Source organism: Streptomyces olivochromogenes (assembly GCF_021538895.1).
GTDB classification, from domain to species: domain Bacteria; phylum Actinomycetota; class Actinomycetes; order Streptomycetales; family Streptomycetaceae; genus Streptomyces; species Streptomyces olivochromogenes_A.
Genome location: NZ_JADDRL010000100.1, coordinates 1 through 25,859, shown reverse-complemented (window position 1 = coordinate 25,859; position 25,859 = coordinate 1). Strand labels below are relative to the sequence as shown.

General features: G+C 72.9%; 26 protein-coding genes and 1 pseudogene. 14 read left to right on the top strand and 13 right to left on the bottom strand.

Annotation, left to right across the window (positions count from 1 at the left end):
* Window positions 1-27: 27 nt before the first annotated feature.
* Window positions 28-1,086, top strand: coding sequence for an LLM class flavin-dependent oxidoreductase (locus IPZ69_RS35620; protein ID WP_235458831.1), 1,059 nt, complete (start codon window positions 28-30; stop codon window positions 1,084-1,086).
* 6 nt (window positions 1,087-1,092) lie between these two features.
* Here IPZ69_RS35620 and IPZ69_RS35615 read toward each other — a convergent pair whose 3' ends face one another.
* The gene (locus tag IPZ69_RS35615; RefSeq protein WP_235458841.1) at window positions 1,093-2,082 is read right to left on the bottom strand and encodes a TauD/TfdA dioxygenase family protein; all 990 of its coding nucleotides are present in this window, start codon (window positions 2,080-2,082) and stop codon (window positions 1,093-1,095) included.
* A gap of 82 nt (window positions 2,083-2,164) precedes the next feature.
* Window positions 2,165-3,097: a helix-turn-helix domain-containing protein gene (locus IPZ69_RS35610; protein ID WP_235458830.1), complete on the bottom strand. Its 933-nt coding sequence runs from the start codon at window positions 3,095-3,097 to the stop codon at window positions 2,165-2,167.
* Window positions 3,098-3,256: 159 nt separating this feature from the next.
* On the opposite strand from IPZ69_RS35610, the gene IPZ69_RS35605 reads away from it, so the two are divergent.
* Window positions 3,257-4,132, top strand: coding sequence for an oxidoreductase (locus tag IPZ69_RS35605; protein WP_235458829.1), 876 nt, complete (start codon window positions 3,257-3,259; stop codon window positions 4,130-4,132).
* Between the two features lie 136 nt (window positions 4,133-4,268).
* Window positions 4,269-4,703: a cupin domain-containing protein gene (locus IPZ69_RS35600; RefSeq protein ID WP_235458828.1), complete on the top strand. Its 435-nt coding sequence runs from the start codon at window positions 4,269-4,271 to the stop codon at window positions 4,701-4,703.
* On the opposite strand, the gene IPZ69_RS35595 is transcribed toward IPZ69_RS35600, so the two are convergent.
* The 4 genes and pseudogenes from IPZ69_RS35595 to IPZ69_RS35580 form a co-directional block, all read right to left on the bottom strand.
* Complete coding sequence (locus IPZ69_RS35595; RefSeq protein WP_235458827.1) at window positions 4,704-7,067, bottom strand: ATP-binding SpoIIE family protein phosphatase; 2,364 nt, start codon at window positions 7,065-7,067, stop codon at window positions 4,704-4,706. It lies immediately after the preceding gene.
* 54 nt (window positions 7,068-7,121) lie between these two features.
* The gene (locus tag IPZ69_RS35590) at window positions 7,122-7,589 is read right to left on the bottom strand and encodes a peroxiredoxin (RefSeq protein ID WP_268835459.1); all 468 of its coding nucleotides are present in this window, start codon (window positions 7,587-7,589) and stop codon (window positions 7,122-7,124) included.
* On the bottom strand, window positions 7,586-7,966 hold the full coding sequence (locus IPZ69_RS35585; protein WP_235458826.1) for a DoxX family protein: 381 nt from the start codon (window positions 7,964-7,966) through the stop codon (window positions 7,586-7,588). The genes IPZ69_RS35590 and IPZ69_RS35585 overlap by 4 nt, the downstream gene beginning before the upstream one ends.
* 76 nt (window positions 7,967-8,042) lie before the next feature.
* A pseudogene (locus IPZ69_RS35580) lies at window positions 8,043-8,114 on the bottom strand (MarR family transcriptional regulator); the annotation flags it as partial.
* Between the two features lie 163 nt (window positions 8,115-8,277).
* Here IPZ69_RS35580 and IPZ69_RS35575 point away from each other — a divergent pair.
* The 7 genes from IPZ69_RS35575 (at window position 8,278) to hemC (ending at window position 15,451) form a co-directional block, all read left to right on the top strand.
* Window positions 8,278-8,787 (top strand): SH3 domain-containing protein, encoded by a 510-nt coding sequence (locus IPZ69_RS35575; protein WP_235458825.1) that lies wholly within the window; start codon window positions 8,278-8,280, stop codon window positions 8,785-8,787.
* Window positions 8,788-8,981: 194 nt separating this feature from the next.
* Window positions 8,982-9,749: a helix-turn-helix domain-containing protein gene (locus tag IPZ69_RS35570; RefSeq protein ID WP_235458824.1), complete on the top strand. Its 768-nt coding sequence runs from the start codon at window positions 8,982-8,984 to the stop codon at window positions 9,747-9,749.
* A 292-nt stretch (window positions 9,750-10,041) separates the two neighbouring features.
* Entirely contained in the window at window positions 10,042-11,004 is a 963-nt protein-coding gene (locus IPZ69_RS35565) for an ATP-dependent DNA ligase (protein WP_235458839.1), read from the top strand.
* Window positions 11,005-11,168: 164 nt separating this feature from the next.
* Window positions 11,169-11,945, top strand: a complete 777-nt coding sequence (locus IPZ69_RS35560; RefSeq protein ID WP_235458823.1) for an NPP1 family protein — start codon at window positions 11,169-11,171, stop codon at window positions 11,943-11,945.
* Window positions 11,946-12,139: 194 nt separating this feature from the next.
* Window positions 12,140-13,597 carry an MGH1-like glycoside hydrolase domain-containing protein gene (locus IPZ69_RS35555; protein WP_235458822.1) on the top strand — a complete coding sequence of 486 codons (1,458 nt, stop codon included), beginning with the start codon at window positions 12,140-12,142 and terminating at the stop codon, window positions 13,595-13,597.
* A 42-nt stretch (window positions 13,598-13,639) separates the two neighbouring features.
* On the top strand, window positions 13,640-14,494 hold the full coding sequence (locus tag IPZ69_RS35550; RefSeq protein ID WP_235458821.1) for a hypothetical protein: 855 nt from the start codon (window positions 13,640-13,642) through the stop codon (window positions 14,492-14,494).
* Between the two features lie 21 nt (window positions 14,495-14,515).
* Window positions 14,516-15,451: a hydroxymethylbilane synthase gene (hemC, locus tag IPZ69_RS35545; protein WP_235458820.1), complete on the top strand. Its 936-nt coding sequence runs from the start codon at window positions 14,516-14,518 to the stop codon at window positions 15,449-15,451.
* Window positions 15,452-15,507: 56 nt separating this feature from the next.
* Here the strand turns inward: hemC and IPZ69_RS35540 are convergent, their stop codons facing one another.
* The 4 genes from IPZ69_RS35540 to IPZ69_RS35525 form a co-directional block, all read right to left on the bottom strand.
* Window positions 15,508-16,035: a hypothetical protein gene (locus tag IPZ69_RS35540; RefSeq protein ID WP_235458819.1), complete on the bottom strand. Its 528-nt coding sequence runs from the start codon at window positions 16,033-16,035 to the stop codon at window positions 15,508-15,510.
* A 190-nt stretch (window positions 16,036-16,225) separates the two neighbouring features.
* Window positions 16,226-16,981, bottom strand: coding sequence for an ABC transporter permease (locus IPZ69_RS35535; RefSeq protein ID WP_235458838.1), 756 nt, complete (start codon window positions 16,979-16,981; stop codon window positions 16,226-16,228).
* A gap of 64 nt (window positions 16,982-17,045) precedes the next feature.
* Window positions 17,046-17,930 carry an ABC transporter ATP-binding protein gene (locus tag IPZ69_RS35530; RefSeq protein WP_235458818.1) on the bottom strand — a complete coding sequence of 295 codons (885 nt, stop codon included), beginning with the start codon at window positions 17,928-17,930 and terminating at the stop codon, window positions 17,046-17,048.
* Window positions 17,927-18,391: a MarR family winged helix-turn-helix transcriptional regulator gene (locus tag IPZ69_RS35525; RefSeq protein ID WP_235458817.1), complete on the bottom strand. Its 465-nt coding sequence runs from the start codon at window positions 18,389-18,391 to the stop codon at window positions 17,927-17,929. The genes IPZ69_RS35530 and IPZ69_RS35525 overlap by 4 nt, the downstream gene beginning before the upstream one ends.
* A gap of 274 nt (window positions 18,392-18,665) precedes the next feature.
* On the opposite strand from IPZ69_RS35525, the gene IPZ69_RS35520 reads away from it, so the two are divergent.
* Window positions 18,666-19,457: an RNA polymerase sigma factor SigF gene (locus IPZ69_RS35520; protein WP_235458816.1), complete on the top strand. Its 792-nt coding sequence runs from the start codon at window positions 18,666-18,668 to the stop codon at window positions 19,455-19,457.
* A 48-nt stretch (window positions 19,458-19,505) separates the two neighbouring features.
* On the opposite strand, the gene IPZ69_RS35515 is transcribed toward IPZ69_RS35520, so the two are convergent.
* Entirely contained in the window at window positions 19,506-19,838 is a 333-nt protein-coding gene (locus tag IPZ69_RS35515) for an ANTAR domain-containing protein (RefSeq protein WP_235458815.1), read from the bottom strand.
* 124 nt (window positions 19,839-19,962) lie between these two features.
* Between IPZ69_RS35515 and IPZ69_RS35510 the strand changes: the two genes are divergently transcribed.
* Window positions 19,963-20,772, top strand: a complete 810-nt coding sequence (locus IPZ69_RS35510) for a VOC family protein (protein WP_235458814.1) — start codon at window positions 19,963-19,965, stop codon at window positions 20,770-20,772.
* A gap of 4 nt (window positions 20,773-20,776) precedes the next feature.
* On the opposite strand, the gene glgX is transcribed toward IPZ69_RS35510, so the two are convergent.
* Window positions 20,777-23,107, bottom strand: coding sequence for a glycogen debranching protein GlgX (gene glgX, locus IPZ69_RS35505; protein ID WP_235458837.1), 2,331 nt, complete (start codon window positions 23,105-23,107; stop codon window positions 20,777-20,779).
* Window positions 23,108-23,130: 23 nt separating this feature from the next.
* Window positions 23,131-23,643 (bottom strand): pep a2, encoded by a 513-nt coding sequence (locus IPZ69_RS35500; RefSeq protein WP_235458813.1) that lies wholly within the window; start codon window positions 23,641-23,643, stop codon window positions 23,131-23,133.
* A gap of 305 nt (window positions 23,644-23,948) precedes the next feature.
* Between IPZ69_RS35500 and IPZ69_RS35495 the strand changes: the two genes are divergently transcribed.
* Both IPZ69_RS35495 and IPZ69_RS35490 read left to right on the top strand, forming a co-directional pair.
* Window positions 23,949-24,248, top strand: a complete 300-nt coding sequence (locus IPZ69_RS35495; RefSeq protein ID WP_235458812.1) for a DUF5133 domain-containing protein — start codon at window positions 23,949-23,951, stop codon at window positions 24,246-24,248.
* 69 nt (window positions 24,249-24,317) lie between these two features.
* Window positions 24,318-25,859, top strand: a 1,542-nt coding sequence (locus IPZ69_RS35490) for an alpha-1,4-glucan--maltose-1-phosphate maltosyltransferase (protein ID WP_235458811.1), incomplete at its 3' end; no start/stop codon positions are given.

The window sequence follows — 25,859 nt, the reverse complement described above, 5'->3', positions numbered from 1 at the left end:
ACCGACGTACGCCCGCCGGAGGAGCCCGTGTCGCCCACCTCACGCCCGCTGCGCAAGCTCGGCTTCCTGACCATCGGCCTGTTCGACGGGGCGGATCCGCGGCCGGGCCACGAGTCCACGCTGGAGATCATCGAGCTGGGCGAGCGGCTGGGCTTCGACAGCGCCTGGGTGCGGCACCGCCATCTGCAGTACGGCATCTCGTCCCCCGTCGCCGTCCTGGCGGCGGCCTCGCAGCGGACCAGCCGCATCGAGCTCGGCACCGCGGTCATCCCGCTGGGCTGGGAGAACCCGCTGCGGCTGGCCGAGGACCTGGCGACGGTCGACCTCCTGTCCGGCGGCCGCCTCAACCCGGGCGTCAGCGTCGGCCCGCCGATGCACTACGAGCGGGTCAAGGAGGCGCTGTACCCGGACACGGCCGACGTGGAGGACTTCGGCTTCGAGCGGGTGCGGCGGCTGCTGGACTTCGTGCGCGGCGAGCGGGCCAGTGACTTCAGCGGCGTCGAGGGGTTCGAGGTGTTCGCGGACACCGTGCAGCCGCACTCCCCGGGCCTGGGCCGGCGCCTGTGGTACGGCGGCGGCAGCCTGCGCTCGGCGCGCTGGGCGGGCGAGCACGGGATGAACTTCCTGACCAGCAGCGTCGTCAAGGAGGAGCAGGAGGCAGGGGCGGCGGAGGCCACGAAGGCGGCGGACGGGACCTCGGACTTCGCCTCGATCCAGTTGTCCCACATCCGCGAGTTCCGCGCCCACCACCCCGACGGCGAGGCGGCCCGCGTCTCCCAGGGCCTCGTCGTCGTCCCCACCGACTCCGCCTCGCCCGAGCAGCGCGCCAAGTACGAGGCGTACGCCGCCCGGCGCCTGCCCCGCACGGCGGCGCCGCAGGGCCCGGCGCGGCTGTTGTTCGCGCCGGACCTGGTGGGCACCTCGGCCGAGCTCGCGGAGCGGCTGCACGCGCACGTGGCGTTCCGCGAGGTCGACGAGGTGGCGTTCGCGCTGCCGTTCACCTTCGAGCACGAGGACTACGTACAGATCCTCACGGACATCGCCACGCGGCTCGGCCCGGCGCTGGGGTGGCGGCCTTCGGGCTGACGCCGGTCACCAGTGGCCCGGCCGCGTTCCCACCAGCGGCTGTGACGGCGTGCCGTCGACGCCCACGGGTACGTCACCGGTGAGCATCACCCGGTGCATGACGCGCGGGAAGTCCAGGTGGGCGTTGTCGCTCGGGGCCAGGTGGATGGTGGCCCGGTTGTCCCAGAAGGCCACGCTGCCGGGCTCCCAGCGGAAGCGGACCGTGTACTCGGGCCGAACGGCCTGCTCCAGCAGCATCTCCAGCAGCGCCGCGCTCTCCGGCCGGGAGACTCCGACGATCTGCTCGACGTAGTAGCCGTTGACGAAGAGCACCCGCTCCCCCGTCTCCGGGTGGACCCGCACCAGCGGATGGACGGAGGCGACCTGATGGTCCAGCAGATGCCGCAGGTAGGAGTCGTCGCCCGGCCGGGGCTGGTAGCCGACGCCGAGCCGGTGCTCGGCCCGCAGCCCGTCGACGAACGCGCGCACCGGCGCGGACAGCCCGGCGTACGCGGCCGCCAGATTCGACCAGGTGGTGTCGCCGCCGTACGGCGGGACGGTCTCGGCGCGCAGGACGGTCGCCGCGGGCGGGTCGACGCGGGCACCGTGGTCGCAGTGCCAGCCGCGCAGCAGCGTGTGCCGGCGCCGCTGGAGCCATTCGTCGTGCTCCATGCCGAACCGGCCGCCCAGTTCCAGCCGGTCCGCGGTCGTCTCCACCTCGGGGAAGTCCGGTGGCGAGACGCTGCCGCGCCGGCCCAGGACGACCGGTTCGCCGAAGCGGCGGGCGAAGGCGACATGCCCGGCGTGGTCCAGCCGCTGGTCGCGGAAGAACACCACCTTCCAGCGCAGTACGGCCTGCCGGACGACGGCGACCGCGTCGTCGTCGAGGCCGTCGGCCAGATCGACGCCGGTGATCTCGGCGCCGATGTGCCCGGCGACCGGTCTCACCTCGATCCCGCCGACCCGCCGCGCCGTCCGCTCCGCCGCCCGGTCCTCCGTGCCCCTGCCCGTCGTCATGCGCGCTCCGATGGTCGTCTCGTCGTCCGTACCGGCGATCACGAAGATCGTGTCAGCGAATCGGCCGCGTGGCGACAGTGGATCACTGGTCCCGGGTCCGCCGCGGCTCCTCGGCCCGCTCCCGCCCGGCATCGGGGCCGTCCGGAGCGTCCCGGCCGTCCCGGGTCGCGGTGAGGCTGCCGAGGATGTCGAGGAGTTCGGCGCTGCGGCCGCCCGGCTCGGCGTGGAACACCACCAGCGTGAGGCCGTCCGTGCCGTCCACGGACAGCTTCTCCGAGCGCAGATCGAGCTCGCCGACCTGCGGATGCCTCAGGTGGCTCACCCGGCCGCGCCGGGGCCGCACCTCGTGCCGGGCCCACAGCAGCCGGAACCGTTCGCTGCGCAGCGACAGGTCGCCCACCAGGTCCCGCAGCCGGGGGTCGTCGGCCTCCGGCCCCGCGTTGGCCCGCAGGGTGGCCACGCCCTCCTCGGTGAGGTCCTCCCAGTCCCGGCGCAGCTCGCGCTCGGCCGGGTCGAGGAAGACGGCCCGCAGCAGGTTGACGCCGGGCCGGTAGCTGGGGGTCAGCGCCCGTGCCAGCGCGTTGGCGGCCAGGCAGTCGGTGTAGCGGTTCTGGACGTAGGCGGGGTTGCGCGTCCACCCGTCGATGAGCTGGAGGATGCCGACGGGCACCTGCTCCGGCCTGCGCGGCGACCGGCCTCGGGGCGACGGGCCTCGGGGCGCGCGCCGTACGTCGCCGGGCCGCTCCCGGGCCAGCCCGACCAGGTACGCGGTGGCGTCGGCGTCCAGTCCCAGCACCCCGGCGATGGCCTCCAGCACCTGAACGGACGGGTTGCGGTCGCGGCCCTGCTCCAGCCGGAGGTAGTAGTCGGAGCTGATGCCGGAGAGCATCGCGACCTCCTCGCGGCGCAGTCCCGGCACCCTGCGCAGCCCGCCCCCGGGCAGCCCCACGTCCTGCGGCCGGACCAGCGCCCGCCGGGCGCGCAGAAACTCCCCCAGCGCGTTCGTACCGTCCATGCCACCACCGTACGGCCGGACCCCGCACGGGTGACTGGCCCTGTCACTCCCAGGAACACGGGGGCACTGCCGCCGGGCGCGCGGGCGGCGCAGGGTGGAGGACGAGGGCGGGTCGCCGGATCGCGTCGGTGGCCCCCGAGACTTCATGAGAGGTACGACATGTCTGCGACACTCGGCGGCACCGTGACCCCGGCCGACGGCCTGACCCTGACCCGGATGGGCTACGGCGCCATGCAGCTGGCCGGGCCGCACGTCTTCGGTCCGCCCGGGGACCGGGACCGGGCCGTCGCGGTGCTCCGCGCGGCGGTGGAGGCGGGCGTCACTCACATCGACACCGCCGACTTCTACGGCCCCGCCGTGGTCAACGAGATCATCCGGGAGGCCCTGTATCCCTACCCCGCCGACCTGCGGATCGTCACCAAGGTGGGCGCCCGCCGCGGGGCCGACGGCAGCTGGATCGTCTCCCGGCACCCCGAGGACCTGAAGACGCAGGTCCACGACAACCTCCGGCACCTGGGGGTGGAGACCCTCGACGTGGTCAACCTGCGTCTCGGCGACGTGGACACCCCGAACGAGGACCCGGTCGCCGACCAGTTCGGCGCCCTGGCCGACCTGCGGCAGCAGGGCCTGATCCGCCACCTCGGCCTCAGCGCGGCCTCGGCCCGGCAGCTCGACGAGGCACGGTCCATCGCGCCCGTGGTCACCGTGCAGAACCTCTACAACCTGGCCCAGCGGCGCGATGACGCCCTGGTCGAGCGCACCGCGGCCGAGAACATCGCCTTCGTCCCGTACTTCCCGCTGGGCGGCTTCACCCCGCTCCAGTCCGAGACGCTCACCAAGGTCGCCGCCCGCCTGGACGCCTCCCCGCAGCAGGTCGCCCTGGCCTGGCTGCTGCGGCGCTCGCCGAACATCGCGCTCATCCCCGGCACCTCCTCCCCCGAGCACCTGCGCGAGAACCTGGCCGCCGCCGACCTGACCCTGCCCGCCGACGCGCTCGGCGAGCTGAACGGCATCGGACGGCAGGACGCGCGCTGAGGCCGTCGAGGAAGACGGCGCCGAGGTATGACCTCACGATCGACGGATCAGCAGATTCCGGCCCCAACTCGCTTGCGTGGCCTCTATGTTCACGGCGGTACTCGATCACGTCCGCCGTCTCAGGAGGCTGCTCCTCATGCGCAACGCGCTCCGTATCGCCCTCACCGGGGTCGTGGCCGCCGCCACCATGCTCGTGTGCGGCACCGCCCGGGCCACACCCGCCGGGCCGGGGGTCACCGCCCGGGTGATCAGCCAGAAGACCGCCGGCGGCACCGACTACGTCCTGCGCGAGATAACGATCCCGCCCGGGCAGGCCACCGGATGGCACTACCACGACGGCCCGTTGTACGGCTTCGTCAAGCAGGGCACCCTCAGCCACTTCGACTCCACCTGCGCCCAGGACGGCCGGTACCGGGCGGGCGACGCGCTGCGGGAACCGGCCGGGCCGGGCAACGTCCACATCGGCCGCAACCTGGGCGACACCCCGCTCGTCCTCGACGTGCTGTACGTCCTGCCGCACGGCGCGCCGTTCTCCGAGGACGCGCCGAACCCCGGCTGCCCGTTCCAGTGATCAGTGCGCCGGCAGCGGCTGTTCGGCCCAGATCGTCTTGCCCTTGCCCGTCTGCCGGCTGCCCCAGCGCTGGGTGAGCTGCGCGACCAGGAGCAGTCCGCGGCCTCCCTCGTCGAAGGCGTGCGCCCGGCGCAGGTGCGGTGAGGTGGAACTACCGTCCGAGACCTCGCAGATGAGCGCGCGGTCGCGGATCAGCCGCAGCTGGATGGGCGGTTCGCCGTAGCGGATGGCGTTGGTGACGAGTTCGCTGACGACGAGTTCGGTGACGAAGGCGATCTCGTCCAGCCCCCAGGCGGACAGCCGTTCTACGGCCGCCTGGCGGGTGGCGGCCACCTCGGCGGGGTCGGGCGGCACGTTCCAGGCGGCGACCCGGTCGGCGCCGAGGGCCCGGGTGCGGGCGATCAGCAGGGCCACGTCGTCGCTGGGCTGCTCCGGCAGAACGGCCTTGAGCACGTTGTCCCCGAGGGCCTCCAGCGAGTCGGCGGGCACGTTCAGGACGCGCAGGAACTCGTCGGTGGCCCGGTCGACGTCACGGTCGCGGTCCTCGACGAGGCCGTCCGTGTAGAGGGCGACGACCGAGTCCTCGGGCAGTTCGAGCTCGGTCGCCTCGAACGGGAGGCCGCCGACGCCCAGCGGCGGCCCCGCCGCTATGGAGATGAGCTGCGCGACGCCGCCGGGCAGCACGAGGGCCGGTGCCGGATGGCCCGCGGCGGCCAGGGTGAGGTGGCGCGAGATGGGGTCGTAGACGGCGTACAGGCAGGTCGCGCCCAGACCGGCGACCTCCTCGTCGCTCTCCGCCTCGGCCGCGAGGTGGGTGACCAGGTCGTCCAGGTGGGTGAGGAGCTCGTCGGGAGGCAGATCCACGTCCGCGAGGGTCCGTACGGCCGTCCGCAGCCGCCCCATGGTCGCCGACGACTGGATGCCGTGCCCCACGACGTCGCCCACGACCAGGCCGACGCGGCTGCCGGAGAGCGGGATCACGTCGTACCAGTCGCCGCCGATCCCCGCCAGCGACCCGCACGGCAGATAGCGGTGCGCCACGTCCAGCGCCGCCTGTCCGGGCAGCCCTCGGGGCAGCAGGCTGTGCTGCAGGGCCAGCGCGGTGCTCCGCTCGCGGGCGAAGCGGCGGGCGTTGTCGATGCAGACGGCGGCCCGGCTGGCGAGTTCCTCGCCGAAGACGGCGTCGGCGGGGATGTAGGAGTCCGGGTGTGCCATGCGCACGCTCACCGCGACGCCCAGGGTGGTGCCGCGGGCCCGCAGCGGCACCGCGAGCATCGAGTGGACACCACTACGGTGGGCGCGGCCCTCCGGGGAGCGCGCGTTGCGTTCCTCGATCCACTGGTCGAACTCCGGCTCACCGGGACGGCCGAGCACCGCGCGGCCCTCGCGCAGCGCCCGCGCCGGTGGCGAGGCGTGGTGGTAGAACTGCGTCTCGCCCAGGCTCGCGGCCGCTCCCGGGTTGCCCGCCGTGGTGGAGCCGTGCGCGACGCGGCGCAGGACGATGTCGCCGTCGGGGAGCATCGGCGGCTCGTCCGCACCGAGGACCCAGTCGAGCAGGTCGACACTGGCGAAGTCGGCGTACTTCGGCACCAGGAGTTCCACCAGTTCCTCGGCGGTGCGCACCACGTCCAGGGTGGTGCCGACGGCGGTCGCCGCCTCGTTCAGCAGGGCCAGGCGCAGGCGGGCCCAGTACTGGTCGGAGCTGTCGAACGCCGCGAGGGCGACCGCGCTCACCTCGCCCGACGGGTGGTCCCGCAGGGGCCACATCTCGATGTTCCAGGCGTGGCCGCTGCCGGCGGGCGCGTCCATGAAGCTCTCGTAGCGGACCGGCAGGCCGGTCTCGACGACCTGGCGCATATGCCGGAGGAAACCGTGGTTGTTCTCGCTGTCCTCGTTGCCCTCGTTGTTCTCGTCCACGCCCGCCATGAGGAACCGGCCGATCAGCGCGTCTTCGGAGGTGCCCAGGACCTGGCAGGCCTCGTCGTTGAGGCGCAGGTAGTGCTGCCGTGTGTCGAAGACCGACATCGACATGGACGCCTGCTGGAAGGCCTGGCCCGCCAGGGTGGGCTCGGGCCCCCGGTTCTCCTCGGCCGTGATCACGTATCCGTTCGGGCCGCCGTCCGGGCCGAGCACCGGGCACGCCGTCAGGGTCAGTTCGACGCGGTGGCCGTCCCGGTGGCGCAGCGCGACGGGTCCGCCCCGTGCGGCGCGGGTCCGGGCCGGCAGCGCCTCCGCGAGCAGGCCGGCCGCCGGCTGGCCCACGACCTCCTCGGCCGAGTGGCCCGTGAGCAGCCTGGCCCCCTCGCTCCACCCCGTCACCACACCGAGGTCATTGATGATCGCCGCGGCCGCGACACGCTCCATACGCCCCAGGATGATCCCTTTGTTCCGGGGCCTCAACCGCGCGCGCGGCTCGCCTCACCCCCGCTTGGCGCTCAGCGCGGCCAGGGCCCGGTCGGCGTGCGTGTTCATGCGCAGCTCGCTGCGGACGACCTCCAGGACCGTGCGGTCCCGGTCGATGACGAAGGTGACCCGCTTGGTGGGCGCGAGCGTGAAGCCGCGCTTCACGCCGAACCGCTCGCGGATCGCCCCGTCGGCGTCGGACAGCAGGGGCATGCCGAGCGTGTGGCGTCCGGCGAACTCCTGCTGGCGTTCGACGGAGTCACCGCTGATCCCGACGGGCCGGGCCCCCACGGCCGCGAACTCGGCGGCGAGGTCGCGGAAGTGGCAGGCCTCGGCGGTGCAGCCGGCGGTCAGGGCCGCGGGGTAGAAGAAGAGGACGACGGGGCCGTCGGCGAGCAGCTCCGAGAGCCTGCGCGGCGCACCCGTCTCGTCCGGGAGCGTGAAGTCCTCGACCTTGTCTCCGACAGCGATGCGCTCCGTCATGACCGGCCCTCCTCGTTCCGGGCGACACCGCGGGCCCACAGCACCAGCGGCACCTGCAGGGGCAGCCGGACGAGGGCGGCCGCCCTGAGCGGTGCGGGGCGGTGCCGCCAGTCCACGGCCATCTGGACGTTCGCCGGGAACACCCCGACGAAGAAGGCCGCGGCCGCCCGTGCCGCGGCGGTGCGCGTACGGGGCAGCGCCACGCCCGCCGCGAGCGCCAGTTCCACGGCGCCGCTCGCATACGTCCAGGTCCGGGGCGAGCCGGGCAGCGCCTTCGGAATCGTCGCGTCGAACTGCCGCGGGGCGGCGAAGTGGGCGACCCCCGCGGTGGCCAGCAGACCGGCGAGCAGCAGGGGCGAGCGTTCGGACCGTGGCACGGTTCCTCCTCTGACGACCTGCTGCCGGATATTACTCGACGGTAGGCGCCCCGGTGCCGCACCGGAGGCAATCGTTCAGCGCCGTCAGCCGGTCGTACTGCCGGGCCCGGGTGCTCAGGTACGTGATGCGAGTGAGCGCTCGCTCGATCTCGACGACCTCCGGGGAGGCGGCGGGGGCGGCACGCCCGTTCCCGGGGACGTCCCCGCCGTTCCACGGGACGCGGGGACGGCATTGGGAAGATTCGTCACGGAAACGCTGGGGGTCGTGATCACCGCTTCGTGGTCACGAGAACGACTGCCCGGAGGTTTCCATGATCCGACGGACCCTGAAGAGCGGCCTGTTGGCCACCGTCGCGGTGTTCGCCCTCCTGCCCACGGCGGCCGGCGCCGCCGAGGCGGGCCACACCGCGCCGCTCCCCGCGCCCGCCACCACGGCGCAGTACGGCGCACCGTCGCTCCTGCCGGCCCCCGCCCGGCGGGCACCGGCCAAGCACCGCACGACGCACCGCGTGCACCGCGTACACCGCACCCGGCACTGCACCTGCCCGACCCACCGCACCCTCCGGCGGACCACGCACCGCCGCCACACCCCCGCCATGGGGCGGGTGACCACACACCGTCTGGCACTCAACGTCCGCTCCGGCCCGGGCACCGGCCACCGCGTGGTGGGGCACCGGCACGCGAACCGGCGTGTGGCGCTCGCCTGCAAGACGTACGGGTCCTGGGTGCGCGGCACCGGCGTCTGGTACCGGCTCACCCACCACCGGGGCTACGTCTCCGCCCACTACGTCCGGGGCGGCGCCGCTCTGCCGTGGTGCTGACAGCTCCCACCCGCCCTGCTCCCTGACCGTCGAGGCCTGTTCGGGACCGCGCGTCCTCGAACAGGCCTTCGGCGCGCCCCCCTTGCCTCACCTTCCTGCTACCTCACCACGGATTGCGCCCGGGGCTCCCTGGGCAGCCATTCCGACAACAGGGGCGAAACGCCCATAGTGGATTGGGAGTCGAGGGACGCACCATGCTGCAGCCCCCAGCACCGGCCACGCCGGACGAGCCGTTGGCGGCGCGACTGCGCGAGCTCAAGGACCGTAGCGGCCTCAGCCTGGCGGCCCTGGCCGCCCGCACCCCGTACAGCAAGTCCGCCTGGCACCGCTATCTGACCGGCGGTCAGCAGCCGCCGCGCTCGGCCGTGGAAGCCCTCGCCCGGATCGCGGACGCCGACCCCGCCCCCGTACTGGCGCTGTGGGAGGCCTGTGAGGGGCCGCCGAGCACGACACCGTCCGGCACGAGCGACGAAGTACCGCCCTCCCGGGCCCGGTCGCGGCGACTGCCCCTGCTCGCCCTGCTGACCGTGGCCACCGCGGCGGCCGCGGCGCTGGCCCTGTCCGCCCGGCACGGCGCGCCCCGTACGCAGGTCGCCGTGGCGGCGCCGCGCTGTCACGGGCCGTCGTGCCAGGGCCAGTTGCCCGACGTGTCGGTCTGCGCGCGGGACGCGCGGACCGAGAGCACGGTCACCGACACCGGTTACGACGTGCGGCTGCGCTACTCCCCCGCCTGCGGCGCGGCCTGGTCCGAGGTGCGGGTGCGCTCCCCGCACACCCGGGAGATCTCGGTGCGCAAGGGCGAGCAGATGCTCTCGGCGACGTATCCGGCCGACGACGCGGCGGGGTACACCAGCCCGATGCTCGCCGTCCCGTCGGCCAAGGGCGTGGAGGCGTGCGCCGAGGTGGACGGGGAGCTGGCGTGCACGGGCCTGGACGCGGAGGAGTCCGCGGCCCAGCCGTGAGGCGCGGGGCGCCGCCGCGCCCCGGATGCGGGCGCGGCGTCGGGTGGGGGCGCGGACGCCGGGTGGCGGCGGGGACGTCGGGTTCGGAGCACCTCGACCACGTACGAGAGGGTCTGCGCCCCCAACTCGTCGTGACGGCCCACCAGTCGGGCCGGTGCGGGCCCCGTCCGGGGCCATCGGCCCGCCGGGACGCGCCCGATCAGGGGAACCGTCGCCGAAACGCGCGTGAGGCCGCCGGGCGCGGTCGACAACTTCAGCCGTGACCGCCGAGACCCTGCCGCTGATCCCGCCGATGCTCGCCACGCCCGGCACGCTGCCGCCCGCCGCGCAGGACGACCGGTGGGCGTACGAGACCAAGCAGGACGGCCAGCGCGTGCTGGTCTACCTGCCCGGCGACGGCAGCGTGCTGTTGCGCGCCCGCTCCGGCGAGGACATCACCGCCGCCTACCCCGAGCTGCGGCCGCTCGGTCCGCTCCTCGGGAGCACCCCCGCGATCCTGGACGGCGAGGTCCTCGCCCTCGACGAACAGGGGCGCGCCGACTTCCAGTTGCTGCAGAGCCGGATGGGCCTGGCCCACGCCCCGGCCCGCGCGGCGCGCCGGGCGGCGCAGGTCCCGGTCCACCTCGTGCTGTTCGACGTACCGCACCTGGGGCAGCCCCTGCTCGCCCAGCCCTACGCGCGGCGGCGGACGCGGCTGGAGGAGCTCGGCCTCGACGGGCCGCACTGGTCGACCCCGGCCGCCGTCGTCGGACACGGCGCCGAGGCCCTGCGGGCCACCCGTGAGCACGGTCTGGAGGGGGTGGTGTGCAAGCGGCTGGACTCGCGGTACACACCCGGAGTGCGCTCCCGCGCCTGGATCAAGATCCGCAACCTGCGCAGCGAGGACGTGATCGTCGGCGGCTGGCTGCCCGGCAAGGGGCGGCTCTCCGGTCTGCCGGGCGCGGTACTGGTCGGCCAGCGGGCCGGCGGGCGGCTGCGGTACGCCGGCGGGGTGGGCACCGGCTGGAGCGAGACCGAGCGCGCCGAACTGGCGGCGCTGCTGCGGGCCGCCGAGACCGGCGTGTGCCCCTTCGACCCCGCCCCGCGGGTCTCCGGCGCCCACTGGGTACTTCCCCGGCTCGTCGGCGAGGTGAGCTACAGCACCCGGACCCGGGCCGGGCTGCTGCGCCAGCCGTCCTGGCTGCGGCTGCGCCCGGACCTGACGCCGGAGGAGTCCTCGGCCGACCTTCCCGACCCGCCCGGCCAGCCCGGCTGACCCCTGCCCACCCGCTCCCTCTCCTGACACTCCGTCATGATCCAAGTGTTGGGCCCGCCTTCACCGCCGGTACGCGTGCGACCCCTTGGCCCCGCCGGGCATCCACGGGAAGCTGAACTCCCCCTTCCCCCACAGCCGTTGGGCCGCGCCCAAGAGGAGACGCAGTGACCTCACCGGAGTTCAGGGCACACCGCAGACGCTGGCTCACCGGGCTGGCCGGCGCCGTCGCCCTCGTCATCGCCTTCCCCTCCGTCGCCTTCGCCGCGCCGCCCCAGGCGCTGCCCGTCAACGCCGAGCAGGCGGAGCTGACGTACCAGCCCGCCTTCGACTACGACACCGACGGCTGTTACCCCACCCCGGCCATCGGCCCCGACGGCACCGTCAACGGCGGACTCAAGCCGACCGGTGCTCTCAACGGCCAGTGCCACGACGCCTCGGACCTCGACAACACCAACAGCTACTCGCGCTACAAGTGCAACAACGGCTGGTGCGGCTACCTGTACGGCCTGTACTTCGAGAAGGACCAGGCGCTCGCCGGCACCAGCATCGGCGGCCACCGCAACGACTGGGAACACGTCGTGGTGTGGGTGCAGAGCGGCCAGGTCCGGTACGTCTCGACCTCCAACCACGGTTCGTTCACCGTGCACCCCGTCTCCGAGGTCCGGTTCGAGGGCACGCACGCGAAGGTCGTCTACCACAAGGACGGCATCAGCACGCACTGCTTCCGCCTGGCCAACTCCAACGACGAACCGCCGGAGAACCACAAGCACACCTGGCAGTACCCGCCGCTCGTCGGCTGGAACGGCTACCCCGCCGGTCTGCGCGACAAGCTCAGCGCGTACGACTTCGGCAGCGCCCACTTCGGCCTGAAGGACGGCAGTTTCGCCGCGCACCTCTCCTCGGCGAAACCGTCCGGAATCGCGTTCGACCCGAACGCCTGACCGCGACCGATCACCGGCGCGCTCGTTCTCGGAGCGTGGCACTGATCGGCGGACGTGACGGCGGATTCTCCCGGCGGGGGTTCCTCGCCGCGCTGAGCGCGGCGGGGGCCTTCGGCGCCGCGGCCCGGATTCCGGGGAATCCAGAGAATTCGGCGAATCCGCGGCAACCCGAGCGTCCGGGGAAGGGGTCCGACATGCCTGCCCTCACCTTCGACGATCCCGGCGCCCAGCAGCGGATCGGCGGCCTGTACGCGGCCGCGCTCTGGAACGTGTTCGACACCAACACCCTGCGCGCGGACCCGGCGGTGTACGACCGGTCCGGTCTGCTCGCCCACCCGCCGGGCACCGTCGTCCGGGCCGGTGGCGGCTATCCCGCCCCGCAGCGGTGGACGCGGGACGCGGCGGTCAACGCGTGGAGCGGGGTGAGCCTGCTGGCTCCCGACCTCGGCCGCAACACCCTCTGGTCGGTCGTCGACCGCGGTCCGGACGGGCTCGTCGTCCAGCAGGACGACCAGTGGTGGGACCAGGTCGTGTGGATCCCCGCCGCCTGGCACCACTATCTGGTCACCGGCGACCGGGAGTTCCTGGTCCGGGCGTACGAGACGGCGACGCACACCCTCGCCGCCCGCCGCGCCCGCGACTTCGACACCGACCACGGCCTCTTTCGGGGGCCGAGCTTCATGAACGACGGCATCTCCGGTTACCCGAGTCCGCCCGAGACCCCGGGCGTGCGCACGTCCTTCGTGCTCGGCCACCCGGGCGCGGCCGCACTGATGTGCCTGTCCACGAACTGCCTCTACCACGGCGCCCTGCTCGCCCTGGCGGCCATGGCGGACACGCTGGGCGAGCCGGCAGCGCGGACCGCACGCGCGCAGGCCGAGCGGCTGCGTGCCGCGATCGACCGGCACCTGTGGCGTGCCGACGCCGGTACCTACGCGTACCTGCTGCACGACGACGGTCGCCCCGACCTCTCCCAGGAGGGCGCCGGACTGGCCCTCGCCGTCCTCCTCGGCGTCGCCGACCGGTACCGGGCGCGCCTCCTCCTCGACGGCGCGCACTGGCAGCCCCGCGGTGTCGTCAACGTCTGGCCGCACTTCCCGCGCTTCGACGACCGGCGGCCGGGGCGGCACAACATGATGGTGTGGCCGATGGTGCACGGCCTGTTCGGGCAGGCCGCCGCCGGGGCGGGCCGCACCGGACTGTTCGCGCGCGCCGTGGAGACCCTCGCGGAACTCGTCACCCGCGGCGGCGGATTCCACGAGGTGTACGACTCGGTGAGCGGTGCCGTCGACGGCGGCTGGCAGACCGGGGGCAGCGGCCGGCTGGAGCACTTCGTCTCCCAGCCGGACCAGACCTGGTCGGCAACCGCCTTCCTGCGCCTGGTGCATGACGGTCTGTTCGGCCTGACGTTCGCGCCGGACGCGCTTCGGCTGCGGCCCTGTCTGCCGCCGCGGTGGGGCACGGTGAGCCTGCGCGGGCTGCGCTACCGGGGCACGACGCTGGACGTCACGCTGACCGGCGGCGGCAGCCGGGTGCGCGCGTGCACGGTCGACGGTCAGAACGCCGTACCCGGTCCACCCGCCGTACCCGCCGACGCGACCGGCCACCACGTCCTGCGCCTCGCGCTCGACGACGGCCCGGGGCCGCTCTGAAACACCTGGTCCGGCCCGCGCGCCCGGCGCTACGCTCCGCGGATGGAGGAGAAGAACGACCCGGTCGCGGCACGGCCGCTCTACGAGGCGCTGCTCGATCACGAGGGGCCGAACGCTTTCAGTACGGTGGTGGAGCCGTGGCTCGCGCGTGCCGCGGGCGACTACCGCGACCACCTGGCAACGGCCGCCGAGTCGCTGCCGCGACCCCCGTCCGGGCCGGACGAGCGGCGCGTGCACCTGCTGTGGGAGCTGTACGCGCTCAGCCGGGTCAGCGACCTGCTGCTGCTTCCCTTCCAGCCGGCCGGCGACGACGACGGGTGGGGCGGACCGGACGTGACGGTGGATCAGTACGTCGCCCTGTTCACCCGGCTCGGCATGACGCCGTTCGAGGGCGCCTCCCGCTTCGATCCGTTCCTGCACGAGATCGTGGAGGTCGAGCAGGCGTCCGACCCCGACGAGCCCGTTCGGATCACCGAGGTCCTCTGGCCGGGCCTGTGGCTGGGCTCCGTCCTGTTCGGCCGCGCCGGGGTACGGGTGCGGGCGGGCGCGCACCACGCCGAGCGCGGGGTCGCCGACCGCTCCCCGCTGTACTGGACCTTCCGGCGCCGGTACCGGCGCACGATCGACCTGTCCCACGGCTGGGGCCACAACTCCCAGTGGCGCACCGCGTTCCGCCTCGACGTCCGTACGGCGGCGGGCGACCGGCTCAACATCGACGGCGACGAGCACGTGGACGCCGTATCGGACGACTCCTACGCGGCGCTGCTCACCCCGGCCGAGCGCCGTGCGCTGCTGCGGCACCGCTGCCTCGTGCGCGGGCCGGTGCACGCCGCACGCGGACCACAGCCGGGCTGGGAGGAGGATCTGTTCCCCTTCGAGTGGCACTTGGAGGGGTAGCGGGGGCACTATCGTGTCCCCATGGCAGTCCCGGAACTCATCCGTATCGTCTCCCGCGACTCACCGATGGCGCTCGCCCAAGTGGAGCGCGTCCGCGCCGAGTTGGCAGCTCTGCACCCCGAGGTGCGCACCGAGGTCGTACCGGTCAGGACCACGGGTGACAAGTGGCTGGGCGATCTGTCCCAGGTCGAGGGCAAGGGGGCGTTCACCAAGGAGGTGGACGCGGCGCTGCTCGCCGGGGAGGCCGACCTCGCGGTGCACTGCGTCAAGGACGTGCCCGCCGACCGGCCGCTGCCCGCGGGAACCGTGTTCGCCGCGTTCCTCAAGCGGGACGACGTCCGCGACGCGCTGATCCACCCGGGCGGGCTCACTCTCGACGAACTGGTGCCGGGCACCCGGATCGGCACCTCCTCGGTGCGCCGCGTCGCCCAACTGGCCGCCACCCATCCGCACCTGGAGTGCGTGCCCTTCCGCGGCAACGCCAACCGCCGGCTGGAGAAGCTCGCGGCCGGCGAGGCGGACGCGCTGCTGCTCGCGGTCTCCGGTCTGGAGCGCATCGACCGCCGCGACGTGATCAGCGAGGTGCTGTCCCCGGAGGTGATGATGCCGCCGATCGGCGCGGGCATCCTCGCCCTGCAGTGCCGGGAGGGCGACACGGAACTGATCGACGCCGTCAGCGGGCTCGGCGACCCGGACACCTTCCGGGAGGCCACCGCGGAGCGCATGTTCCTGCACGTGCTGCAGGGGCACTGCAACAGCCCGATCGCCGGTTACGCGCGCGTGGACCGCAGCGGTGAGCTGTCCCTGCGGGCCTGCGTGTTCACCCCGGACGGCAAGACCCGGCTGAACGCCCACGAGTGGGCGGGCCGCCTCGACCCGGCCACGCTCGGCACCTCGGTGGCCGTGGCCCTGCTGCGGCAGGGCGCCCGGGAGATCATCGACGGCATCCCGCACTGACCCGTGCGGCGGCGGCCGTCGGACCGCGGTGCGAGGGCCGGGCCGTCCTGCGGCCGTCAGGCCGTCGCGCCCGGCTCCGTCTGGTCCTTCAGGAAGGCGCTGACCTGGTGGGCCAGGCTGCCCGCCCCGGCCCCTGCGGAAGCGGGCGCCACGGCCCCCTCCACCAGTCCGATGCCGCCCGCCCACAGCCGCCGGTCGGCCCACTCCTCGTCGACCCGCAGCTGCACCTGCACGTCCACCTTGGACAGGGACGCCTCGGGGCCGGCCGCGAACAGGACGGCGGTGGCACGGCGCAGCGGGTAGACGTCGAAGCCCTCGATGAACTGCGAGTTGCGCCAGTCGATGAACGCGCCCTCGCCGTCGGGGCCGACCCGGACGTCGATCTGCCCGTCCTCCAGGTGCACGCCGAAGTGCCGGGCGCCACGGTTCTCGACGGTCACCCGGAGCGTGAAGTACGTCAGCCCGACGGCCGCGTCGTCACGGCCGCGCGGCGGCTCGGCCGCCTCCAGGCTGTGGACGCGGACCCGCAGACCGGCATGCTCGTCGTACTCCTGCCAGTCCCCGACCACGTTCGGCTCGTACACAGTGCCCCTCTCGACCTCCGAGAGCTGCTGTTTATCTGTGCGCTCAGCGCACTGTCAAATGAGCGGAATGCGCTGTGGCCTGGCGATTCGCCCCCTTTGATCGCTGATCAAGCGCTGCGCAGCGGGAATCCCCTTCCGGGGCCCTGAGGCACCCTTCGGTTGCGTGCCGCACATCACGTCCGCGGCAAGATCAGCGGGCGAGCCGGCCCAGCAGACAGGAGGCGGCCGTGATGCCGAGGGCCGAGGCCACGAGCAGGACACCGAAATCGGCGGCGAGATGCGCGGGGGTGCCGAGCAGGAGGCCGCGCAGGGCGTCGACCTGATAGCTGAGCGGGTTGACCTTGCTGACCGCCTGCAGCCAGCCCGGCATCACGGCGACCGGGTAGAGGGCGTTGGAGCCGAAGAACAGGGGCATGGTGATTGCCTGCCCGATGCCCATCAGGCGGTCGCGGCTGAGGACGATGCCGGCGATGGTCATCGACAGGCAGGAGAAGAAGGCGGAGGCGAGGATCACGGCCGCCGCGACGCCGAGCAGCTTGACCGGGTTCCAGGTGAGGGCCACGCCGAGCAGGGCGGCGATCAGGACCACGACGACCGCCTGGATCAGCGCCTTCACCCCGGCCGCGAAGGCCTTGCCGGTGATCAGCGCCGAGCGCGGGGTGGGCGTGACGAGGAGCTTGTTCAGGATGCCGGCGTCCCGCTCCCAGATGATCTGGATGCCGTAGAAGATGGCGATGAACATCGCGGACTGGGCGATGATGCCGGGCGCCAGGTAGTCGATGTAGGGGACGCCGCCGGTCGGGATCGCCTTGATCCGGGTGAAGGTCTGGCCGAAGATCAGCAGCCACAGGGCGGGCTGCACCGCCCGGGTGTAGAGCTCGGTGCGGTCGTGCCGCAGCTTCTGCAGTTCCACCGCGCACATCGCGACGACCCGGGCGGGCAGCAGCCGTCAGCCCGCGCGGGGCGTGGGCGGCCGTACGAGGAGGTCCGTGCCGCCCTCGGGGGCCGGGTCAGCCGACGCGGTGGGCGGTGCGACGGGTGCTTCGGACATCGCGGAAATCTCCTGACTTCTCGTCGAGACCGCTGCCGGCGACGTCGCGGAAGACGTCCTCCAGCGTGGGCGGCGTGTCCGTGGCCGGGGCGCCCTCGGCGCGGCGGCGGGCGCCGAGGCCCTGCCGCAGTTCCCCGGGGGTGCCGAGGGCACGGATGCGGCCGCGGTGCATCAGGCCGACGCGGTCGCAGTACTGGTCGGCCTCGTCCATGTAGTGGGTGGTGACCAGGACCGTCATGCCGGTGACCGCGCGGACGGCGTTGATGTGCTCCCAGACGCCCGTCCGGGCTATCGGGTCGAGACCGATGGTCGGCTCGTCGAGGATCAGCAGGCGGGGCGCGCTGACCAGGGCCTGGGCCAGTTCCAGCCGGCGGACCATGCCGCCGGAGTAGGTGCCCGCGAGCCGGTCGGCGGCGTCGGCGAGGCCGACGGCGGCCAGGGCCTGGGCGACGCGGGCGGCGCGCTCGCGGCGGGGGACGTCGAAGACGCGGGCGAAGAGAGCAACGTTCTCCCGTCCGGTCAGTCCGCTGTCCGCGGACAGCTGCTGCGGGACGTAGCCGAGCAGGCGGCGCACGGCCATGCGGTCCCCGGCCGTGTCGTGGCCGAAGACGCGGACCATGCCCGCGGGGACCGGCAGGAGCGTGGTGATGCAGCGGATGGCGGTGGTCTTGCCGGCCCCGTTGGGTCCGAGCAGCCCGAAGACCTCCCCCTGCCGCACGGACAGGTCGAGACCGTCCACGGCCCGGGTCCGCCCGAAGGCGTAGGCGAGCCCGGTGCAGGAGACGGCATCCGCCGGGCCCGCGGCGTCGGTCGTCGGGGCCGGGCCCGTGGTGTCGCTCGTCATGGTTCCTCGGCCTCCTCGTGCAGGGTGACGGCCAGCTTGCGCAGGGCAGGCAGGGCGGCGTGCAGGGCCTCTCGCTCGGCCTCGTCGAGCAGGGACACGTGCCGGGCGACGAGGGCCGCCCGGCGCCGCTGCCAGTCGCCCAACCGGGCGCGTGCCGCGTCGGTGAGCTCCAGCCGAGCGACGCGCCGGTCGGCCGGGTCGGTCTCCCGGACCAGGTGGCCGGCCTTGGCCAGCCGGTTGACCAGGGTCGACACGGAGTTGCCCGCCAGGTACAGCTCCTTGGCGGCGTCCGAGATGCCGATGCCGGGCCGGGCCTCGACCAGGCGCAGCAGTTCCACCTCGGCGCCGCGCAGCCGGGGCGCGGTCAGCCCGCCGCGCAGTCGGCGGCGGATCAGCCGCTGGATGCCGACCAGGGTGTCGGCCAGCTGCTGGGGCAGGGCCTCCCGCTCCCGTGGTTCCACACGGGAAAATTACCTCTGCTTGAGAGGTAATTCATCCCAAGAGGGCGCCAAAAGGCGGTCAAAAGGGTCGCCATCGCTGCGTCTCGTCACTATTTCGGGTGATTTGTTTTGATACGTTCGACGCAGGGAAGGTGAAGACAAGTGCTTCGGACAGGAGGCACGTCCGTGGGAGCCGGTCCGCCGGGCGCCCCGGGTGCCTTTCCGTACGGTCCCAGCGCGCGCCTCCCATGGTGTCTGTCCATCCAGCACCTGCTGAGGGAGGTGGCCACCCACGATGGGTACCACCACCAGAACGAAGCCCCATCCGCATGACGACGCCCCCGACACGGCCGAGGCGTTCGAGCGTCTGGCCGAACTGCCGGCCGGTCCGGAGCGCGACGCGTTGCGGGACGAGGTGGTCCGACTCTGGCTGCCGATGGCCGAGCGGATCGCCGTACGGTTCCGCGGTCGCGGCGAGGCCCTTGAGGACCTCTACCAGGTGGCCGCGCTCGGACTGGTCAAAGCCGTCGACCATTACGACCCGACGCGCGGGCGCGCCTTCGAGGCGTACGCGGTGCCGACCGTCACCGGCGAGATCAAACGCCACTTCCGTGACCACATGTGGTCGCTGCACGTGCCGCGCCGGGTCCAGGACCTGCGCAACCGGGTTCGCTCGGCCGCCAAGGAGCTGGCCCAGACGACTTCGGGCCGTGCGCCCACCGTCGCCGAGATCGCCGAGCGCGCACAGCTGACCGAGGAGGAGACACGGACCGGCCTGGAGGCCCTGGAGTGCTTCACCACGCTGTCCCTGGACGCCGAGATGCCCAACACGGACGGTTACGCCCTGGGCGAGGCTCTCGGCGGACCCGACGCGGGCTACGACCTCGTCGTCGACCGGGAGGCGGTCAAGCCCTGTCTGCAGGCGCTGCCCGAGCGTGAGCGCACCATCCTCTACCTGCGGTTCTTCCGTGGCATGACACAGAGCCGGATCGCCCAGCAGCTCGGCATCTCGCAGATGCACGTGTCCCGGCTGCTGAGTGGCTGCTTCGACCGGCTGCGCGAGGAGCTGCTCACCGAGACGGGCTGAGCCTCATCCCCTGCTCGGCCCCTGCTCGGCCTCGACCCCCGCCGGGCGTCACTCCTGCGGCGCCCCCGGGACCTGCGTCGGCCCGTGCCGGTCGAGGGCCTCCTCCAGCTCGGCCCGGATGTCCCGGGGCATGTCCCCGGTGCGCCCCCAGATGAGGATCAGTTCCGCGACATTGCGCAGCCTGATGTTGGTGTGCTGGGAGACCTCCTTGAGGACCCACCAGCCCTGGTCGGGCGTCACTCGGCCCAGCGCGACCATCATCCCGATCGCCTGGTCCACGACGGCGTGGGAGACGACCGCCTCCTTCAGCTGGTCGACCTCTTCCTCCAGCTCGAAGATGCGCTCCGTCTCGCTGTTGCGCTCCGTCTCGCTGTCGCCCATTCATCCATCGTGTCACTCGTCCGGCCGAGTGCCACCGGGGTACTCGGCAGGCGCTCGGAGCGTTTGCGGTTGGACACTGGTGACAGACCGGTGGCCACCGGCATCGGACACAGGACGCACTGACATGAATCACGACACCCCTGCCCGCAGTGGCGCGAAGAAGCGGGACATCGTCTCCACCCACTCCGTCTTCGGCGCCCCCTGCTGGGTGAGCCTGACCAGCCGTGACCTACAGGCCACGGAGGACTTCTACGGGGCCGTACTGGGCTGGCGATGGCGCAACGCCAAGCTCGGTGATCACTTCCGGATCGCACTGGCGGGGGGTGTACCGGTCGCCGGGATCGCCGCGGTCGCCGCCATGTGGCAGATGGCGGTGGCGTGGACGCCGTACTTCGCCGTGCCGAACGCCGACGAGGCCGTGGCCCGCGCCCGGGAGCGCGGCGGCACGGCGGCGGTCGGTCCGCTGTCCTTCCCGCCGGGGCGGGCGGCGCTGCTCGCCGACCGGGACGGAGCCACGTTCGGGATCTGGGAGGGGGAACTCATCTCCAACTGGGAGGCCTGGCGGCAGGCGGCTCCCACCTTCATAAGGCTGCACACCCGCAACGCCTTCGACGCGGCACTCTTCTACGGCGAGATCCTCGACTGGGCCTCGGAGCGGACCGGCTGCTGCCAGGTCGAGTACGAAGGCGGCGAGGTGGTGCTGCGCAGCCGGGGCGACGTCGTGGCCCGCATCGACTCGGGCGCGGTCGAGGCGGCCCCCGACCCGGAGGTCCGGCCGCACTGGCAGGTGCACTTCGCCGTGGACGACGTCGCCTGCTGCGCGCGCGCCGCGGAGAAGCACGGAGGCAGCGTCCTCAGGGAGGCCGAGGCGGAGGCCGTGCTGCGCGACCCCGACGGCGCGCAGTTCACGGTCACCTCACGCCGCGAGCGCTGACCTCCTACGCGTCGCCGGTACGGAACGCCCCGTCACCGGCCTGGGACGACCGGCCGCCGCCGTGGGACGACCGGCCGCCGCCGTGGGACGGCCGGTCTCCGGTGCGCGAGGGGCGGCCGCCGCCGCGGGAGGACCGGGCGCCGCCGCGGGACGGCCGGTCTCCGGCACGGGGCATCCGGTCTCCGGCGCGGGACCGCCGTTCGGTGCCGCGGGACGGCCGGTCGCCGGTGCGGGACGGCCGGGACAGCAGCACCAGGCTGCGTGCCTCGACGCTCAGCCGGGTGCCCGCCTTGCGCTCCCGTTCGTCCGGGAGTCCCTCGGGGTCCGCGGTGTCGATCAGGGTGGTCCAGCGTTCGCCGTAGGAGTCGTCCGGCAGGAGGAAGTCGACCGGCTCCCAGTAGCTGTTGAGCAGCAGCAGGAACGAGTCGTCGACCACGCGCCGCCCGTACGCGTCGCGTTCGGCGATGGCGTCGCCGTTGAGGAACACGCCGACGGAGTGCGCGTCGGGGCGCTGCCAGTCCCGGCGGGTCATCTCGCGCGCGTCGGGCAGCAGCCACACGAGGTCGGGCAGCGGCTGGCCGGCGTGGGTGGCGGTCTCCCCGGCGAAGAAGCGGCGGCGGCGCAGGACCGGGTGGGCGGCGCGCAGCCCGATGACGTACCGCGTGAAGTCGGTCAGCGCGCGCTGGTCGCCGCACAGCCGCCAGTCGACCCAGGAGACCTCGTTGTCCTGGCAGTAGGCGTTGTTGTTGCCGCGCTGGGTGCGGCCCAGTTCGTCGCCGTGGCAGAGCATCGGGATGCCCTGCGACAGCAGCAGGGTGGCCATCAGGTTGCGCTGCTGGCGGGCGCGCAGTGCCAGCACGGCGGGGTCGTCCGTCTCGCCCTCGGCGCCGCAGTTCCAGGAGCGGTTGGCGCTCTCGCCGTCCCGGTTGCCCTCGCCGTTGGCCTCGTTGTGCTTGTCGTTGTACGAGACGAGGTCGCGCAGGGTGAAACCGTCGTGCGCGGTGACGAAGTTGACGCTGGCGCGCGGCCGGCGCCTGCTGTGCTGGTACAGGTCCGAGGAGCCGGTGAGCCGGGAGGCGAACTCGCCGAGCGAGCCCTGCTCCGCCCGCCAGAAGTCCCGTACCGCGTCCCGGTACCTGCCGTTCCACTCCGACCACAGGGGCGGGAAGTTGCCGACCTGGTAGCCGCCCTCCCCCACGTCCCAGGGTTCGGCGATGAGCTTGACGCGGCTGATCACCGGGTCCTGCTGGATCAGGTCGAAGAACGCCGACAGCCGGTCCACCTCGTGGAACTGCCGGGCCAGGGTGGCCGCGAGGTCGAAGCGGAAGCCGTCGACGTGCATCTCGGTCACCCAGTACCGCAGCGAGTCCATGATCAGCTGGAGCACGTAGGGGTGCCGCATCAGCAGGCTGTTGCCGGTGCCGGTGGTGTCGTAGTAGTGCGCCCAGTCGCCGTCGACGAGGCGGTAGTACGAGGCGTTGTCGATGCCGCGGAAGGACAGGGTGGGGCCGTGTTCGTTGCCCTCGGCGGTGTGGTTGTAGACCACGTCGAGGATGACTTCGAGGCCGGCCTCGTGCAGCGCCTTCACCATCGCCTTGAACTCGTTGACCTGCTCCCCGCGGGTGCCGAAGGCGGCGTAGGCGTTGTGCGGGGCGAAGAAGCCGATCGTGTTGTAGCCCCAGTGGTTGGCCAGGCCGCGGTCCTGGAGGATCCCGTCCTGGACGAACTGGTGGACCGGCATCAGCTCGACGGCGGTCACGCCCAGCGAGGTCAGGTGCTCGATCACCGCCGGGTGCGCGAGGGCGGCGTAGGTGCCGCGCAGCCGTTCGGGTACGTCCGGGTGGGTGTGGGTGAGGCCGCGGACGTGGGCCTCGTAGATGACGGTGTCCGCGTACGGCCGCCGGGGCGGGCGGTCGTCGCCCCAGTCGAAGTACGGGTCGGTGACCACGCCGAGCATGGAGTGCCCGGCGCTGTCGGCCGGGGAGGGGCCGCCCGGGGCGCGCTCGTACAGGGAGGCATGGTTGTCGATCTGCCCGTCCACGGCCCGCGCGTACGGGTCGAGGAGCAGCTTCGCCGGGTTGCACCGGTGGCCGAGGCCCGGGTCCCAGGGGCCGTGCACCCGGTAGCCGTAGCGCCGGCCGGGTCCGATCCCGGGCACATAGCCGTGCCAGACGAAACCGTCGACCTCGGTCAGCGGGACGGGGGTCTCGGTGCCGGCGTCGTCGACCAGGACGAGGTCGACGCTCTCGGCGACCTCGCTGAACAGCGCGAAGTTGGTGCCCTGCCCGTCGAAGACGGCGCCCAATGGGTAGGGGTGCCCGCTCCACACGGGCACCCCTTTCCGGTTCGGCGACGCCGTCACCGGGCCTCCTCCGGGGCGGGCTGTGTGGCGCCCGCCGAGGCGGCCCGTGCGGCGAGCGGCATGTCCCGGGGCACCTGGCGGACGTGGCGCAGGCTGGGCGCCGGTGCCGTCGGGACCAGGGGGACGCGCTGGCCGGCGCGGGCGCGCTGCGAGAACCAGATGATCTTGCTGCCGGTGTCCGAGGCGCAGCAGCCCCAGCCGTCGCTCATCGCGGCGATATGGGCCAGGCAGGTGCGCAGGTCCTGGTCGGGGCGGAGGTCACGGTCATCGCCGCCGACGGCGGTGATGAGGTGCTGGCCGTTCCACCACATCTCGATCGAGGTGAACTTGTCCGTCGCGTGCTCGTCGATGGCCCGCAGCAGCAGTTCGGCGCCGCCGCAGACGGGGACCACGAGATTGTCGAGATCCCAGTGGCGCAGATGGGCGGCCAGGATGCGGCTCACCTGTCCGACCCGCTCGGGGCTGACTTCCACGTCCAGGTGGTAGTAGCAGGGCACTGCGGTCTTCATTGTCGCTTGCTCCTCACCGACGAAGCTCCCGCTCGTTCCTCGTCCCCGTGGGCGTGGGCCCCGATCACGGAGCGTTGAGCGCTGCTCGCTTCTGAGTCAGATCCACAGTGCGGGCACTACGCCATTCGTGCAACACGAGAGCATCATGGGGTAGTTGAAGAACCAACAAGACGCTGAGTCGTCATCCGTGCACCATGAGTGAAATGCCTCGATCGCCGTAACGGTGTCGTGCCTCTTCGCGCGCGGACGCCACCCGACCGTCGGGAAACGAGCCCGGTCGAGCCCGTCGGAAGGTGAACAGCGCCATGCTGCTACCCGCCAAGGCCGAAGTGGCCCGGCAGTTGCGGCGTTACCGGGCGTGGGAGCGCGCGATGCTCGCCGCGCCCTCCGACCGTGCCGTGCGCGCCACGTTCGAGGACTCGGGCTACACGCTCTGCGTGCTGATGGGTAAACGCTGTGCCCGGGAGGCCGTCGACGCCGCCGAACGCTATCTGCGCAGCACGTTGGGCACGTACCTGCGGGAGCAGAGCGCCCGCTCCCGCGCGAGCGGCGCGGTCCGGCGGGCTCCGCCGAAGGGCCGGCGTCCCAGGGCCGGGAGGCACTGACCTTCCGGCGACGTTCGGATTCCGAGCCGGGCCCGGGGCCCGGCTTCGCGCACGGTGGAGGTGAGACCCATGAGTTCAGGTTCGACTCCGGTCGTCGGCCGCGTTCCGGTACGGGACGTACGGCCGGCCGTGGAGTGCGGCAGGCGTCCGGCGAAGGCGGTTGCCGGCGAGACGTTCGAGGTCACCGCCACCGTGTTCCGCGAAGGCCATGACGCCGTCGGCGCCAATGTGGTGCTGCGCGATCCGGAGGGCCGGCCGGGCCCATGGACGCCGATGCGTGAACTCGCGCCCGGCAGTGACCGCTGGGGCGCGGACGTCACGCCGGACGCGACCGGCCGCTGGACGTACTGCGTGGAGGCCTGGAGCGACCCGGTGGCCACCTGGCGCCACACGGCCGGCGTCAAGATCCCGGCGGGCATCGACACCGGACTGGTCCTGGAGGAGGGCGCCGAACTCCACACCCGGGCGGCCGCCGGAGTGCCGGAGGGCCCCGAGCGCGACGTCGTGCTGGACGCCGCACGCGCCCTGGGCGACGACTCGACGGCCCTGCGGACCCGGCTCGCGGCGGCGTTCTCGCACGAGGTGGGTGAGGTGCTCGCGCGGTATCCGCTGCGGGAGTTGGTGACCGCTTCGGAGCCGTTGCCGCTGCTGGTGGAGCGTGAACGCGCCCTGTACGGCGCCTGGTACGAGTTCTTCCCGCGCTCGGAGGGCACCGTCGAGCAGCCGCACGGCACGTTCCGCAGTGCCGCCCGGCGGCTGGAGGGCATCGCGCGGATGGGCTTCGACGTCGTCTACCTGCCCCCGATCCATCCGATCGGCAGCACGTTCCGCAAGGGCCGCAACAACACCCTGCACGCAGGCCAAGACGATGTCGGCGTGCCCTGGGCCATCGGTTCCGCCGAGGGCGGCCACGACGCAATCCATCCCGCCCTGGGCACGTTGGAGGACTTCGACCACTTCGTGGGCCGGGCCCGGGAGCTGGGTCTGGAGGTCGCCCTCGACTTCGCGCTGCAGTGCTCCCCCGACCATCCCTGGGTGCACAAGCATCCCGAGTGGTTCCACCACCGCCCCGACGGCACCATCGCGTATGCGGAGAACCCGCCGAAGAAGTACCAGGACATCTACCCGATCGCGTTCGACGCGGACATGGACGGGCTGATCGCCGAGACGCTGCGGGTGCTGCGGCACTGGATGGGCCACGGGGTGCGGATCTTCCGGGTCGACAACCCGCACACCAAACCCGTCGTGTTCTGGGAGCGGGTGATCGCGGAGATCGGCCGCACCGACCCGGATGTGATCTTCCTGGCGGAGGCGTTCACCCGGCCGGCGATGATGCACACGCTGGCCCAGATCGGCTTCCAGCAGTCGTACACGTACTTCACCTGGCGCAACACGAAACAGGAACTGACGGAGTACCTGAGCGAGCTGTCGGGTGAGGCGGCCTCGTACATGCGGCCCAACCTGTTCGCCAACACCCCGGACATCCTGCACGCCTACCTCCAGCACGGACACCGGCCCGCCTTCGAGGTCCGCGCCGTACTCGCGGCGACCCTCTCGCCGACCTGGGGCATCTACAGCGGCTACGAACTGTGCGAGAACACCCCCCTCAGG

Coding starts and splice junctions, on each gene's coding strand:
- IPZ69_RS35615 (WP_235458841.1), bottom strand. CDS start 2,082: ATGACGACGGGCAGGGGCACGGAGGACCGGGCGGCGGAGCGGACGGCG.
- IPZ69_RS35610 (WP_235458830.1), bottom strand. CDS start 3,097: ATGGACGGTACGAACGCGCTGGGGGAGTTTCTGCGCGCCCGGCGGGCG.
- IPZ69_RS35605 (WP_235458829.1), top strand. CDS start 3,257: ATGTCTGCGACACTCGGCGGCACCGTGACCCCGGCCGACGGCCTGACC.
- IPZ69_RS35600 (WP_235458828.1), top strand. CDS start 4,269: ATGCGCAACGCGCTCCGTATCGCCCTCACCGGGGTCGTGGCCGCCGCC.
- IPZ69_RS35595 (WP_235458827.1), bottom strand. CDS start 7,067: ATGGAGCGTGTCGCGGCCGCGGCGATCATCAATGACCTCGGTGTGGTG.
- IPZ69_RS35590 (WP_268835459.1), bottom strand. CDS start 7,589: ATGACGGAGCGCATCGCTGTCGGAGACAAGGTCGAGGACTTCACGCTC.
- IPZ69_RS35575 (WP_235458825.1), top strand. CDS start 8,278: ATGATCCGACGGACCCTGAAGAGCGGCCTGTTGGCCACCGTCGCGGTG.
- IPZ69_RS35570 (WP_235458824.1), top strand. CDS start 8,982: ATGCTGCAGCCCCCAGCACCGGCCACGCCGGACGAGCCGTTGGCGGCG.
- IPZ69_RS35565 (WP_235458839.1), top strand. CDS start 10,042: ATGCTCGCCACGCCCGGCACGCTGCCGCCCGCCGCGCAGGACGACCGG.
- IPZ69_RS35555 (WP_235458822.1), top strand. CDS start 12,140: ATGCCTGCCCTCACCTTCGACGATCCCGGCGCCCAGCAGCGGATCGGC.
- IPZ69_RS35550 (WP_235458821.1), top strand. CDS start 13,640: ATGGAGGAGAAGAACGACCCGGTCGCGGCACGGCCGCTCTACGAGGCG.
- hemC (WP_235458820.1), top strand. CDS start 14,516: ATGGCAGTCCCGGAACTCATCCGTATCGTCTCCCGCGACTCACCGATG.
- IPZ69_RS35530 (WP_235458818.1), bottom strand. CDS start 17,930: ATGACGAGCGACACCACGGGCCCGGCCCCGACGACCGACGCCGCGGGC.
- IPZ69_RS35520 (WP_235458816.1), top strand. CDS start 18,666: ATGGGTACCACCACCAGAACGAAGCCCCATCCGCATGACGACGCCCCC.
- IPZ69_RS35515 (WP_235458815.1), bottom strand. CDS start 19,838: ATGGGCGACAGCGAGACGGAGCGCAACAGCGAGACGGAGCGCATCTTC.
- IPZ69_RS35510 (WP_235458814.1), top strand. CDS start 19,963: ATGAATCACGACACCCCTGCCCGCAGTGGCGCGAAGAAGCGGGACATC.
- IPZ69_RS35500 (WP_235458813.1), bottom strand. CDS start 23,643: ATGAAGACCGCAGTGCCCTGCTACTACCACCTGGACGTGGAAGTCAGC.
- IPZ69_RS35495 (WP_235458812.1), top strand. CDS start 23,949: ATGCTGCTACCCGCCAAGGCCGAAGTGGCCCGGCAGTTGCGGCGTTAC.